General features: G+C 57.4%; 9 protein-coding genes. 6 read left to right on the top strand and 3 right to left on the bottom strand.

Annotated features, from left to right (window positions below; genetic code table 11):
• The first annotated feature begins 85 nt into the window (after positions 1 to 85).
• Positions 86 to 1096 (top strand): putative zinc-binding metallopeptidase, encoded by a 1011-nt coding sequence (locus Pla52o_RS23445; protein WP_231612601.1) that lies wholly within the window; start codon positions 86 to 88, stop codon positions 1094 to 1096.
• A 66-nt stretch (positions 1097 to 1162) separates the two neighbouring features.
• Positions 1163 to 2191, top strand: coding sequence for a D-alanine--D-alanine ligase family protein (locus Pla52o_RS23440; protein ID WP_146597053.1), 1029 nt, complete (start codon positions 1163 to 1165; stop codon positions 2189 to 2191).
• Between the two features lie 187 nt (positions 2192 to 2378).
• Here Pla52o_RS23440 and ilvB read toward each other — a convergent pair whose 3' ends face one another.
• Positions 2379 to 4154, bottom strand: a complete 1776-nt coding sequence (gene ilvB / locus Pla52o_RS23435) for a biosynthetic-type acetolactate synthase large subunit (RefSeq protein ID WP_231612600.1) — start codon at positions 4152 to 4154, stop codon at positions 2379 to 2381.
• A 373-nt stretch (positions 4155 to 4527) separates the two neighbouring features.
• On the opposite strand from ilvB, the gene Pla52o_RS23430 reads away from it, so the two are divergent.
• Genes Pla52o_RS23430 through Pla52o_RS23420 form a run of 3 tightly spaced genes read left to right on the top strand, consistent with a single transcriptional unit; the run spans position 4528 to position 8733 of the window.
• Positions 4528 to 4917 carry a fluoride efflux transporter FluC gene (locus tag Pla52o_RS23430; protein ID WP_146597052.1) on the top strand — a complete coding sequence of 130 codons (390 nt, stop codon included), beginning with the start codon at positions 4528 to 4530 and terminating at the stop codon, positions 4915 to 4917.
• Positions 4914 to 7601: a hypothetical protein gene (locus tag Pla52o_RS23425; RefSeq protein ID WP_146597051.1), complete on the top strand. Its 2688-nt coding sequence runs from the start codon at positions 4914 to 4916 to the stop codon at positions 7599 to 7601. The genes Pla52o_RS23430 and Pla52o_RS23425 overlap by 4 nt, the downstream gene beginning before the upstream one ends.
• A 43-nt stretch (positions 7602 to 7644) precedes the next feature.
• Positions 7645 to 8733 carry a hypothetical protein gene (locus Pla52o_RS23420; RefSeq protein ID WP_146597050.1) on the top strand — a complete coding sequence of 363 codons (1089 nt, stop codon included), beginning with the start codon at positions 7645 to 7647 and terminating at the stop codon, positions 8731 to 8733.
• A 234-nt stretch (positions 8734 to 8967) separates the two neighbouring features.
• On the opposite strand, the gene Pla52o_RS23415 is transcribed toward Pla52o_RS23420, so the two are convergent.
• Together Pla52o_RS23415 and Pla52o_RS23410 are read right to left on the bottom strand one after the other, a co-directional pair.
• Positions 8968 to 11487 carry a TolC family protein gene (locus Pla52o_RS23415; RefSeq protein WP_197169457.1) on the bottom strand — a complete coding sequence of 840 codons (2520 nt, stop codon included), beginning with the start codon at positions 11485 to 11487 and terminating at the stop codon, positions 8968 to 8970.
• 300 nt (positions 11488 to 11787) lie between these two features.
• The gene (locus Pla52o_RS23410) at positions 11788 to 12630 is read right to left on the bottom strand and encodes a carbon-nitrogen hydrolase family protein (protein WP_146597048.1); all 843 of its coding nucleotides are present in this window, start codon (positions 12628 to 12630) and stop codon (positions 11788 to 11790) included.
• Positions 12631 to 12759: 129 nt separating this feature from the next.
• Between Pla52o_RS23410 and sthA the strand changes: the two genes are divergently transcribed.
• Entirely contained in the window at positions 12760 to 14163 is a 1404-nt protein-coding gene (gene sthA / locus Pla52o_RS23405) for a Si-specific NAD(P)(+) transhydrogenase (RefSeq protein WP_146597047.1), read from the top strand.
• Positions 14164 to 14247: the final 84 nt, after the last annotated feature.

The raw sequence follows: 14247 nt of genomic DNA, 5'->3' as shown, positions 1-14247 counted from the left end.
GGAAAGACTCCTGCCCAGCTGCTTAGCCCCATTGGTTCATTGCACAAACGGTGAAATGGCAAACCCAAAGCCAAATCTCTCAACGATGCCCGCGCTGTCGAAATTAACCGACGAGCAGTTGTTGGACATGCGGATGTGCGATTTGAAGCTTTCCATTCGTGGCACGCCGCTGCAGAAACGAATTGAACAGTTAAACCAGGAATTGGCGAGTCGGGGGTTAAATTTTCGGCCGCATTGTTGGCTCAGCGACGATTGGTTCTCGCCCGATGACATTCCCGGGATCGCGATTCCGTTCTATTTAGCCAATCCGCGATTGGCGCGGCTGGAGCGAAAGCAATTGCTCGAGGTCGAGGGGGGGACCCAGGCTTGGTGCATGAAAATCTTGCGACACGAGGCGGGGCACGCGATTGATACGGCGTTTCGTATTCGACGCAAAGCACGTTACCGCGAACTATTTGGCCGCCCCTCGGAGCCCTATCCCGATTATTACCAACCGACGCCGTCGAGTCGTGACTACGTGCTGAATTTGGATATGTGGTACGCTCAAGCCCATCCTTTGGAAGACTTTGCCGAAACGTTTGCGGTGTGGTTGCGTCCGGGGACGCGCTGGCGGACTCGCTATCGCGATTGGCCCGCCATCAAAAAACTCGAGTTCGTCGACGAATTCATGAAGTCGATTGCGGGCCAGCCACCTTTGGTCCAAAACCGAAGAACGATCGACTCGGTGGGCCGGATACGGAGAACGCTTCGCACCCATTACCGACGCAAACGCAAGCACTATGGCGTCGATTATCCCAGCATCTACGACGTCGATTTGTGCAAATTATTCTCCTCCGAAGAAGCCCATCGTCGAAACGTGACCGCGGCCGCCTTTTTGAGCCAGATTCGCAACGAATTAAGAACCATCGTGGCGCATTGGACGGGGGAGTACACCTACACGATCGATCAAGTGATCCAAGAGATGATCGAGCGGTGCCGTGAATTGAACCTGCGACTCGGCGGGGCAATCGATCAAGTCAAACGGGACGCGATGATTCTTGTTGCGGTGCGGACCACTAGTTTTTTACATGAAGGACGACACCGTGTTGCGATGTAAGGAGTCCTGTGATCGAGACGAGGCCCCGCTCGGTTTCGTGCACGCCGTATGCGCCGGAACCATCAAATGAGCCAGCTGCGTATTCTAGTGCTGGTCCGCGACGGACATGTTCCGCCCTTGACGCTCCAAGGGATCAGCGACAAAGAGTTGGACGGATGGAAGGCCGAATTCGATGTTTGCGATACGCTGCGCCACATCGGTCACGAGGTCCTGCCCTTGGGCGTGTACGACGATTTGGCGCCGATCCGCAAAGCGCTCAAGGAGTTCAAGCCCGACATCACCTTTATGATGCTCGAGGAATTTCACGGCGTGGTCACCTATGACTTTGCCGTGATCAGCTATTTGGAATTGATGCAGCAACCTTATACCGGATGCAATCCACGCGGCTTGCTGCTGAGCAAAGACAAGGCACTTTCCAAAAAGGTGCTGACCTATCATCGCATTCCGACACCACGCTTCGCGGTATTTCCCGTCGGACGCAAAATCCGTCGCCCCAAGAAATTGCAATTTCCCTTGTTCGTCAAATCGGTGATTGAGGACGCTTCGTTTGGAATTGCGCAAGCATCGATCGTGCATAGCGACGAAGCGTTGGTCGAACGAGTCAAATTCATTCACGAGAAGACCGGCGATGATGCGATTGCCGAACAATACATCGAGGGACGCGAGTTGTACGTGGGCGTGATCGGTAACAACCGTTTGCAAACCTTTCCCGCGTGGGAAATGATCTTCGGCACGATGCCCAATGAAGTGGCCAAAATCGCGACACAGCAAGTCAAGTGGAACCAGAATTACCAAAAGAAACATGGCATCACCACCGAGGAAGCCAAGGACTTGGATGACGCCACCAAGCTGAAGCTATCCAAGTTGTGTAAACGCGTTTATCGAGCGCTGAATATGAGCGGTTACGCGCGAATGGATCTGCGGATGACCGCGGCAGGTGAGATCTACGTGATCGAAGCGAATGCGAACCCGAATATCGAATACGGCGAAGATTTCGCCGAATCGGCCGAAACCATCGAGATCAGCTACGAGATGTTGCTGCAGAGAATTCTGAATCTCGGATTGCGCTACAAGGCTGCTTGGATGACGGTTTAGGTCAAAACGCTCAAGCTTCGTGATGTCACGTCGCGAAGGCTCCAACGGCTGAAACGCATGATCGATTTTGATGTAGCGACCGGCGCGTTCACGGTCGACCGCGTTCTTGCGAACGCAGCTACAAAAAAATCGCCGACCGTTCTCAACGGCCGGCGATTCATCGGTATGTCCGAGGACGCTTTACGGCTTACTCGAGGATCATGTCGTCGACGGTTTGACCGCCGGGAATCATCGGCAAAACGTGCTCTTGGTAAGGCACTTGTACGTCTAGCAAGTACGGTCCCTTGTGTTCGATCATCTCGCGAAGAGCGCCTTCGAGATCCGCTTTCTTGCGAATCGTCGCGGCACCACATCCGTAGCCTTGCGCGATTTTGACAAAGTCCGGATAGCGTTCTTCGGCGTAGCTAAATCGATCGGCGCTGCTATTGCCCGCGGCTTCATTGTGGTGAATTGGGCCAAGGTAGGTATGAGCCCGATTGCGATCCATAAATCGGTCCTCCCACTGAACCACCATGCCAAGGTGTTGGTTGTTGAGCAGCAATACCTTGACGGGCAATTCTTCGCAGAAGCACGTCGCCAGCTCTTGGATATTCATCTGGAAGCTGCCGTCACCATCGATGTCAACGACCAACGAGTTCGGGTGAGCCGCTTGGACGCCCATCGCGGCGGGCAACCCAAAGCCCATCGTGCCGAGTCCGCTGCTGCTGTGCCACGTGCGGGGACGACGGAATTGGTAGAACTGAGCAGCCCACATTTGATGCTGTCCTACACCGACGGTGATGTAGGTATCCATCTCAGCGGTGATATCGCTGAGCGTCTTGATCGCATGTTGCTGAAGGATGCCGTCGAAGTTTTCGTCGTACTTGAACGGGTACTTGGCCTTCAAATCATCACAGTGTTGTTGCCATTCGGCGATCTCAGGCTTCTGAACGACTTTGTTCAATTCCGTCAACACTTGCTTCACATCGCCACGCACGGGGATGTGAGCTTGCTTGTTCTTGTTCAATTCCGAACCGTCGATATCGACGTGGATGATCTTGGCATCCTTGGCGAACGCTTCCACTTTGCCGGTCACGCGATCGTCAAAACGAACGCCTAGTGCGATCAACAAATCACAATCGCGAACGGCATAGTTGGCGTACGCGGCACCGTGCATGCCGAGCCACGACATCGAGTGCTCTTGCTCCGGAGGGATCGTGCCAATGCCCATCACGGTGGTGGTCACGGGAATGCCGGTTTTCTTAACGAATTCGCGAAGCTCCTCGCTGGCGCTGCCGATGACGACGCCCCCGCCCGCGTAAATCATCGGACGACGGGCCAGCTTGATCGCGGCGGCGATTTGGCGAATCGTTTCGCTCGGAACCGCTGCGGGGCTGGGGTCGTAGCCGGGTAGATCCATCGGAGGATCCATGTCGATCTCTTGCGTGCTGAGCTGGATATCCTTGGGCATGTCGACCAACACCGGCCCCGGTCGACCGCTGGTCGCGATATAAAAGGCTTCCTTCATGATTCGCGGCAGATCGGCCAGATCGGTGACCAAGTAGTGATGCTTGGTAATCCCACGACAAATCTCGACCATCGGCGTTTCTTGGAACGCATCCGATCCAATCGCCACGGTCGGCACCTGCCCTGTGATGCAAATCATGGGAATGCTATCAAGCTTTGCATCGGCGATGGCGGTCACGAGGTTGGTCGCCCCCGGGCCGCTGGTTGCCATGACCACGCCGACCTTGCCGGTGCTGCGCGAGTAGCCTTGGGCGGCGAATGCACCCCCTTGCTCATGGCGCGGCAGAATGGTGCGGATCGAATCGCCGAAACGGGTCAACGCTTGATGAAGCGGCATGCTACAGCCGCCCGGGTAGGCGAACAGCACATCGACGCCATGATCCACTAGCGATTTGACCAGGATATCGGCTCCGGTCATGACTTTGGGTTCAGTGGCGGCGGCTTTTGCAGTACTCATCGGTTACGTCAACACAAGAAAGGAAAGGAAACGTTGATTCAATTCAGTGGTAGATTTGCAGGCACAGCAATCTCCCCTGCATAAGAGGGGGTCACGTCCGTATCGGCTAATGTCACTCGTCGGCTAGAGGCAAAATGCCTGCCGCAGGTTCGCGACGGCCACTCCTTCGATCCGTTAAACCGAAAGCATGGCTTAAACGCCCCGTCATGGGATGAACCCCCTTCAAAACCACCACCCACAACAGGGCGGTCAAACAGCTACGCGAGGGGGCCTGGAAAAACTGGCGTTTACGTGGACGACCGAAACTCCGAACCTACCCATCTAAATTAGGTTCGTGCCCCGACTTAGGCAATGGTTAAATCGATTGGTGTTGATGAGTAGTTGGCTCAACTTAGCGGTGGTAGCGGCAGGGGGAGCGGTAGGTTCCATCGCCCGTTACGGGATAACCCTCGGGATGATGTCCATTCCGGGTGGGAGTTCGATGCTGGGAACCACGACCGCTAATGTGGTTGGTTGTGCCGCAATAGGTGCCCTAGCGGAATACAGCCTCCTTAGCGAGACCTTTTCCCCCCGAATCGTGTTGGGGTTGAGAGTCGGTTTTTTGGGGGCGTTAACCACCTTTTCGACCTTTGCCGCCGAGTCGATGCTGTTGGCGGGAGAGCAGCGATGGCCGGTTGCTGTTTTTTATGTTGCCGCAAATTTGTTTCTCGGCTGGGGAGCCCTGTGGTTGGCGGCGACCCTCGTAAAAGGATGGCTTGCATGAAATTGCTGCTACAAAGACTATTTTCACCGGTGCGGCCCGCTGGGCAGCCGATGTTTGCATTTTTATCCGGCGCCGCCCTCGTTCGGTTTGCTGTAGTGTACATCCTTGCCCTGGTCCCAGGGGTGTCCCTTGCTCAATCCTCGCTCGAGCCGACGGCTCCGTACACTCAAACCGAGGCGCTTCGCGAAGACGCGGCACTGCGCGCGATCGCGTTCAACCGCGACGGCAACCTCGCCCTGGCGGTCGGTAACCACGGAACGATTTTGCGATCCGGCGATGCAGGGCAATCGTGGGAAGTCCAACCGAGTCCCGTTGCCTGTCCGTTGGCCGATGTGATTTGGATTGACGACCGCAATGCGGTTGCCATTGGCGGCCAATACGATCGCATCACCGCCCTCAGCCGCGGTGTCACGCTGTGGTCGGACGACGCGGGGATCAGTTGGCGTCGCGGCACCGATAACGAATTACCCCGGCTGGGCACCCTCGCGGTGCGAGCACAGGACGGGGCGTTGATTGCCACCGGCGATTGGTCGGCGATCGCCGAGTCTCGCGAGTTCGAAAGTCATGATGGCGGACGCAGTTGGAGCGGCAGTGGCGAATTGGATGGCGTTCCTCCGATTAAGCCTGAAACCCAATCCTCGATTCGGTTGGCATGGGTCGAAGCAACTCAAACCGCCACCGTGATTCGCGACGTGTTTGAGCTCAAGTCGGGACGGTTATTTGCCGTCGGCGATCACGGCGTGATTCTCCACGGCGATCGTGAAAGCGGTCGCTGGACCGCCATTCGCGGTGGGAAGCACCATGCCTCGATTCTTGTCGTTGCCAACGATCCTGCGTCGATTCCATGGCCGTTGGTCGGTTCGGAAACACTCGAGTCGCATCAACGTGTCGCAATTCTGTTGCAACATCCCGAGACCGTCGGCGTCAGTAGCGAAGAAGCCGAGCGTCAACTCTACCAAGTTCGTCAAGCGGCAGCATCATTAGCGGCATCGTCGGTCGATACGATTGATCGATCCGCAGCGATCCAAACCGAAGCCCGGAATTGGATCGCGATTCATCGACCCACCGTCGTCATTATCGACGACACGTTGGCTGCCGCAACGGCTTCCGCATTTTCGCAAACCGCAATTTCGTCAGGCATTGCTCGAGTCATGCGATACGGCTTCGAAGCGGGCGGCGACAGGATGCTCCACCGCAACGCCATGATGCCCTTTGCGGGAGCATTGACGGGAGATATTTGGGACGACGCACTGCAAATCGTGTCGCCCGCACAGACGGCCAAGCAAACCATTTCGCTTCGCGTTCTGTATGATGCCTCGGGGAATGCACCGCGTGGCGAGTCGATCACCAGCGGGCTTTCGCTCGCTCAAGGGCAACGATTATCGGCGACCTTTGCGAAGGCAAATCGCCGTCAATTACAAGTCGTCCAAGCGAGATTGAGCGAATCAAAACGGGTCGAACAAATGATCCAAACGAGTTCAACCGCCGAGTTTTTCGGGCGTTCCTTAAAGTCGCTGCTGAACCAAACCGCCGTCAGCGATCAGCCACGTTTGGCCTGGTCCCTGCAATGCAAGCTCGCCGCGTATGACGCAGATGTGTTTCCTAATGCGATCCCGTTCCTACAGGTCGCCTTGTCCGAGTCGGCCGATCGATTCTCCGATCGCACGTTTGGTAAGTGGTCCGCGCTGCGTTTGACGGCGATCCAGAACAGCCAGGAATGGAAGACGCTCAACGCGGCGGCGGCACGCTCCTTAGCGGTCGCCTCGAGCCAAACGTCCGCCGCGGTCCAGCAAGCTGCGGTTTCCCCGTTCCAAGTCGAAAGTAGTGGAGTGGCTCAAGTCGCGGCGATATCGCCGCTGCGTGTTGCCGAGCCGACCACGGTTCAAGTGGGAAGCAAACGGGATCAGCAAAAACATGGCGAAGTCGATTTGGCATGGGAATTCCATCCATTGGTCTTGATCGCGAACGAGGCAGCACGGCAACGTGGTGACAATGAACTTTTAGAAGTAACGGGCCAAGCCTCGGGAAATTTCAGACGACTGCTGGCCAGCGGATCGCCCAACCCTTGGACCGCGTTGGTTTCGGCAAGCGAGCCATCGGACGACGGCCGCGTCCATCAGGGCAATCTGCCTGCGAGCGATACCCCGGTCGTCGCGATCCCCGCAACCGTGCGTCCGAAGCTTGATGGACGCGACGACGATGCGTGTTGGTCACAATCTGCGTCTGGACGCGAGCCGCAACCCACGATGCGGATCGCGTATGACGATGAATATGTCTACGTGTTTGTGCAATGCCGGGGAGCTCTCTTTCGGAACGCCCCCTCGACCGCGGACGCGAAGAAGAATCGAGACCACGACCTGACCCATTCGGATCGATTGCAGATCTCGATCGATACCGACCAAGATTTGATGACCGCGTATCAATTGCAAGTCACGCCATCCGGGAAAACTCACGACAGTATCGATGGACAAGCGGGATGGCAGCCGACATGGTATGTGGCGGTGGGCGAAACCGACGCGGGCATCGACTTTGAGCTCGCCGTGCTGAGACGAGATTTGACCGATCTACCACTGCACGCCGGCCAAAAATGGTTCGTCTCGGCCAGGATCGTGGCCGCCGGAGCGACCGCATCGGCGCCGCCTATTCCCAATCCAAGACTATGGAAACTGGCCACATTTCGTTAGCCTGTGCCTTTTGGCACCCTGAATCACCTACGCGATAAGTCCCTTGCCTGAACCAGAATCCAATCAGCATGATCAGCATGCAGGACATGAGCTCGAAGCCGGAGTGCTTGCACGTGTGCGAGAATGGATCGACCTCTTGCCCTGGCTGCGATTGCTAAGAACGCTACGCATCGCGGGATCGCCCTCGATGATCTTGATCGCGATGTTCACCCTTGCCTTGTGGGCTCCCGTCTATCTTTGGATTCTCGATCGCGACGGCCCCGCTCGGTGGAGCCTCGAGACTCCTTTTTCCGCAGTCGATCCGGCCCCAGCGAGGGCCGCGTCGTCGATCGAGACGGTGCGATTTTTTATCGCATCGTTGACAGCGAATATTCAAGGCGATCGCGGCGGACTCACGCGCCCCCTGTGCAGCCTGCTGTGGACCATGATCGTGTGGTCGTGCGGCTCGCTTGTCTTCGTTCGCCAAGGCGGTTTGTTGACCGCAGGACGCTCGATGGTGAACCTGAAAGAGGTCGCTCGGTCGGCCGCATCGCGATCCCCGGCGGCGTGGGCGGCGGGCGTTGTTCCAATCGCCTGCATCGCCATGCTCGCGACCCCAATTTGGGCCGCCGGCTGGGTCGCCAGCCTAGTACCGGAGTCGCCGGTCGCTCAGCTCCCCTTGGCCTTCGTGGCCGCGGTGATGGCGATTCCTTGTGGCATCCTGGGCTTCGGTGCCATCGTGGCCATTCCCTTGGCCTGGTCCGCGATCGCCAACGAGCGAGACCCTGATGTGTTGGATGCCTTGAGTCGCGGCTATGAGTACCTGTACCGGCGACCGCTCCAATTGGTCATGTACGGCGTCGTCGCCGTTGTGCTGCTAACGATCGCGACGGCGCTCATCAGCGGCGTGGTCGCAACCGCCCAACAGATCGTCCTTGTGGCCCTGGATTGGACTTCGGCCCCCGCGATGACCCACAACTTAACGCAGCAAATCCTGACCTTGATCCCCATCGCGACTGCATTCGCGTTGGCATGGGGCTTGGTCGGCGGCGTCTATTTACTGATTCGCTATGACGCGGGAGGACAACAAGTCGAAGATCTTTGGGTACCTCCGCTAGCGCCTCGAGATCCTGTTCCGACACTGCCCACTTAGACCGTTGAGACAGGCTCGATTCGGGGCGATCCACTTTGGCATCAGGCCCCAGCCCCGATTCCCAGGAAATCACCACTCGAAGCGTCAGCGAGGGACCGAACCAAGCTCGATCCCTCCATCGCTAACGCGACCTGTTGTCACAAGCACTTGGCAATAAGAATCCGTCGCCAGACCCATCATCCGCGGCTAACGCCATGCGGTTGGTCTTGCCGAGAGAGACTCCTGCCTCAGTGCTTAGCGTGGAAACTGCAACGGCGCCACGTGCACCTCGGGCAACAACTCGTCGGCCAGCGATTCGACGTTCCCCTGCGGTGCCGGCGAGCGTTTTTTAGCGTTGCCGTGAACCTCGCGGAGGTCCGCGATCTTCACCTCGGGAAAACTCGAGGCGTTGTCATCGACGCCCGCTTGCGAATTCGATTTCGGCTGCGGAACGGAGTGGACATCACTCCAACTTCGCTCTTGATCCGAGACTGCAATGGGCGGAATTTCCGTCGAGGTCGATTGCATCGGCGTGACCGGAAGCTCGACGGCATTGGCTGCCCCAGGAGCGTTTCCAACGATCACTTGGGGGTACGCTTCGATCGGTCCCATCAAGTCCGAGTCCTCAACCCAGCTGGGGGCGTAGGGAGTCGAAACCACGGGCTCGAACCCCTTCCAAGGATAAGCGGCAGCATCGTCTACGGCTGCATCGTCTACGGCTGGGGCGTCCAGGGCTGGCGCCGGAGCCGCCGGGGCCGGTTCTGCAGCCTTGGGTGCCGGTGCCGGTGCGGGTGCCGGTGCGGGAGTCGGCTGTGCTTTGCTCTCGTTGGACTTGGCCTTCGACTTGGGTGCCGGCGGGGCTTCGATAACCGATTCCTGCTTCTTCGCCGATTCCTGCTTCTTCTTGGCGGCCGCTTCGTCGGTGGCCGCTTCGTCGGCGGTCGATGGCGTCCCCGGTTGGTCCGTCGAGGAAGGCGTCATTTCGAATGAATCGATCGACGATTCCAACGTGGTGTTCATTCCCAGTGCCGCTCGATCAATCGTTCCGGTCGAGAAACGCCATTGAGCCAACGCTTGTTGGTAGCCGTAGGTCGCTTGGATCGCGGTGCGTTGTGCGTCAATCAAGGTTTGGTTACTGCGAAGCAGCAAGTCGATGTCCGCTTTTTTCTGAGCAAACAATTCGGAGCGACCGTCGATTTGTGCGGTGGCTGCAATCACTCGCTGGGAGCTGATTTCAAGTGCTTCGTGACGAAGATCGATGTTGATCGCAGCCGCGTTGACTTCGGCAACGACGTCGCGGCGAAGCGCCTCGAGTCGGGATTGTTCCGCTGCGAGCAAGCGGCAAGCTTGGCGTGCTTTGGCGTAGGCCGCTCGTTGACCAACGGATTGGCGGAATTCAAAACCGACAAACCAATCTTGATAGTTTCCGTTGCCGATCGTGTCCCAAGCATCGTCGAGATCCGATTCCAGCCCGGTTTGGGCGTAGCCAAAGTTGGCGCGAATATCGGGACGCAATAAATCACGTGCTTGCAAGATCCGTAATTTCGCCGAGCGAATCAACGTGCGTTGCGATTCCAACTCAGGACGGAATCCCGATTGGATCATGCCTTCATTAAAATCGAGCGTGGGATCCACTTGCGGTGTATCGACCGGGACAAGCTGAATCGATCGGCCTCGATAATCCCCCATCAATCGTTGCAATTCAATCGCAGCGACATCGGCGGTCCGTTTCAAATCCAATGCGGTCAGCCGAGCATTTTGATAAAGCTCATCGGCTTGGGCCACATCAACAAGGGTGGCTTCACGAAGGTCCAATCGTGCTTTCTCGCCGTCGACGAGTTTCTTGAACCGCGCCGTCGATGCTTGTGCCGCTTCGGCTTCCGCATGCAAACCTGCGTAGTTCCAATAAGCAATTTCGACGTCGCGGAAATTGGTATTGATGCGGGCTCGCAAGTCCGCACTTAGCGACGTGTAGGCGAGTCGGGCCAATTGAATCGGAGATTCGTTGATGACACGCCGACGCCCTTGAGCGAGTTGTTGGCTGAAGCGAAAGTTAAGATCCGCGTCCCATGCCGGGTTCACCAACACGTCCGGACCGGCGGGGGTCAGGTAGGTATAGTCGTTGTTGTAGCCCAGCAGGAATTCGCCCCCGCTACGGGTGCGTTGAGTGTAGGACAGCATGTTGCCGTCGACCGCTCGCAAAAAATCGGTTTGCAATTCGTTGGTGGGCAAACCAAAGGTTTGGATCGAGTTGCTGAGTTGGCGATCGAGCTTGCCACCTTGGATATCGACGCCGACCCGGCCATCAAAGTCAGCATCGGCGATCGTCACGTTCTCGGCGATCGCAGCGAGAGCATTCGAAAAACTGTCGAGCTCGGGGTTCGAGTCCAACACCCGCGCTCGCGCTTCGGCTAAGGTCAAATAGACGATCGGGCGTGATTCGTCGAAGACGCCGTAGCCCTCGGGGGCTGCGATTGCCAACACCGATCCCGGCGCCGGGGAACTCGCCTTGTTGGGTTCCGATTCGCTGGCAAACGTGGTCGGCTGGATCATCGAGTCCGCTGACGTTTGCGCCGCTGACGTTTCACTCACGCTGTGAATGCGACTGGCGGTGAAGAAGGGAAAGTTTGGACTGCCCGCGATCAGTGGCCCCATGCTTCCGCTGCTGGTCGCTGCGATCAACACTCCAAGCATAGCGCGACGCCAACGTGCCGAGCGGGGCGAAGGCGATGTCGGAATAGCGGCGTGTGAACGTTTGGGGGTTTGCTGGGTCATCTGCCAATCCATCGGCTAACAGGGTGAGAGGTCAAGGCCGTTCGAGATTCCGATCCGACGACGACACTAGACGTCCGTACCGGCAATCCCTACGACCAAATACTCAGATGCGTCCTGCCCTGATGACGAACACCGCGGCCTGACACCCCCCATGTTCGGCAACTGAAAGACGCTACCCCGAATCATTCAGCCTCATTTGGCTTTCGGCTTCCTCCTCGAGGACCTGCGATCGATGCAATCATCACAATCGACCCCCTTGCGTGGGTCGACTGAGCTCGGTCGCATCGGATGGGGGAAACTTTAGCGATTCGTAGCGGTGGGTTTAGTCGCAGCGATTGCGCCATAGAAATCGGGACAACGGTCTTCGAATCGGTCGATCACATGCGCTCCGGGGGTCCGCTCGATCCGTTTGTTTCGGGCCTCGGCAACATCGATGTTGGCATACAGAATGGTGCTTTGGTCATCGTCGCTTTTGGCGAGAATGACGCCATCGGGGCCGCAAATCGAACTCAATCCACAAAACTGGAAGCCCCCTTCGCTGCCGATTCGGTTGGCCGCGACGAAAAACAAGTGGTTCTCCATACTGCGAGCCGGCGGGACGATCTCGGCCGTCCGATACGCCGAAACGGGCCAATTCGTCCCCAAGGCAATGATGTCCGCCCCTGCCAGGGCGAGCACCCGCATCGGTTCGGGAAACGAGCTGTCGTAACAGATCGCCAGCCCAACCCGGGCCTCTCCCGCGGTGAGGGGTTGGTAGGGAATATCGCCGCGATCGACAAAACGATCGACTCCCAGCGCTGGCAAATGCACTTTGCGATAACGTCCCACCACCCCGTTAGGGCCCACTAAAGCGGCGGCGTTAAATAGCCGATCGCCCTCTTTTTCCAGAAAACCAAAGGTCAAATGCAATTCGTAGGTAGCCGCCAGTTCGGCAATTTCGCTAAACAAGTCATCGTTGATCGAGACCGCGTGCTGCATTGCCTGTTCGCGGCTCTCATACGCATAACCGCATAACATGCACTCAGGCATCACCACCAACTTGGCCTGCATTTTGCCCGCCGCATGTAGGTGCTCGGCAATCCGTTTTCGGTTCTCGGCGATATCGGCGAAAGTGACATCGGACTGGACGCAAGCGATCAACATCGTAAAACACCCTTATCGGAAGCGAAGTTAGGAATGAGTTTCTGTAGCCGTGCGCGCAACGCTGCCGCATGCTGATTCTTTCGCAAGAATCTTCCGGAAAGCACGAACCACGAAGGTACGATCATCTCGATGAACGACACGACAAGCGACTCCCATTTTGACTACGACTTATTCGTAATCGGCTCGGGTCCCGGAGGCGAGGGGGCAGCGATGCAGGCCTCTAAAGGAGGGATGCGCGTCGCCGTGGCTGAAAAATACACGCAAATCGGCGGCGGTTGCACCCATTGGGGGACAATCCCTAGCAAGGCATTGCGGTTTGCGATCACCTCGACGATGAAGGCGCTTCGCAACCCCACGTTTCAAGAACTCGGGGTGCAGGTCAGTCCCACGCTCCAGCAACTCCGCCGCGGCACGCAGTCGATTATCGGCAAACAAGTCACGATGCGGCAATCGTTCTACGAGCGCAATGGCGTGCCGGTGATCCAGGGCACCGCACGCTTTCTCGACGCACATTCGATCTCGATTGATGGTGATAAACCGATCCGCGCCAAGCATTTTGTGATTGCCACCGGATCGCGTCCGTTTCGGCCCGAGGGGGTCGATTTCTCGCATCCACGCGTCTACGACAGCGACACCATCCTCGGCATGACCCACAAACCGACGACGCTTTCCGTTTACGGGGCAGGCGTCATCGGAACCGAGTACGCTTCGATGTTTCGCAACTTGGGGATCAAAGTCAATTTGATCAACACCCGCGAAAAACTGCTGGAGTTTCTCGATGACGAAATTGTCGATGCCCTCGCTTATCACCTGCGGGATCAAGGGGTGATCATTCGTCACAACGAAACGATGAAGAAAGTCGAAGCGACCGACGATGGCGTGATCGTGCATCTGCAAAGTGGCAAACGCGTCAAAACGGATGCCTTTTTGTGGGCCAACGGACGCACCGGGAACACGGATAACTTGGGGCTCGAAAATATTCCCATTGAGGCAAACAATCGTGGCCAATTGGTCGTCGACGAACAATTCCAAACCGCCATTCCGCACATCTACGCCGTTGGCGATGTGATCGGGTTCCCGTCACTCGCCAGCGCTGCGTACACCCAAGGCCGCGCCGCGGCCATGCACATGCTCGGCCGCAAAGACGGCAATTTGCGAGTCAATGACATTCCGACCGGCATCTACACGAGCCCGGAAATCAGTTCGGTTGGCAAGACCGAGCGAGAGCTGACGGCCGCCTGTGTTCCCTACGAAGTCGGGCACAGCTTGTTCCGTTCACTCGCTCGCGCCCAAATTACCGGCGAAACCACCGGGATGCTCAAGCTGCTCTTCCATCGCGATACGCTGGAAATCCTGGGAGTTCATTGTTTCGGAGCCAACGCCTCGGAAATTGTCCATATCGGGCAAGCCATCATGAACCAACCCGCTGGGCATAATACGGTCGAATACTTCGTGGAAACGACGTTCAATTACCCCACGATGGCCGAAGCCTACCGCGTCGCCGCCCTGAATGGCATGAACCGCTTGTTCTAAAATGGCCGTCATCCCCCCATCGTTCGCCGCGAGCAGTTAAGATTGAGGTCCCTCACTAGAGAAAGCTGGGAAGTAAATTCCCAG

It is taken from the genome of Novipirellula galeiformis (assembly GCF_007860095.1).
GTDB classification, from domain to species: Bacteria; Planctomycetota; Planctomycetia; order Pirellulales; family Pirellulaceae; genus Novipirellula; species Novipirellula galeiformis.
This window is presented reverse-complemented; position numbering and strand designations above follow the sequence as displayed.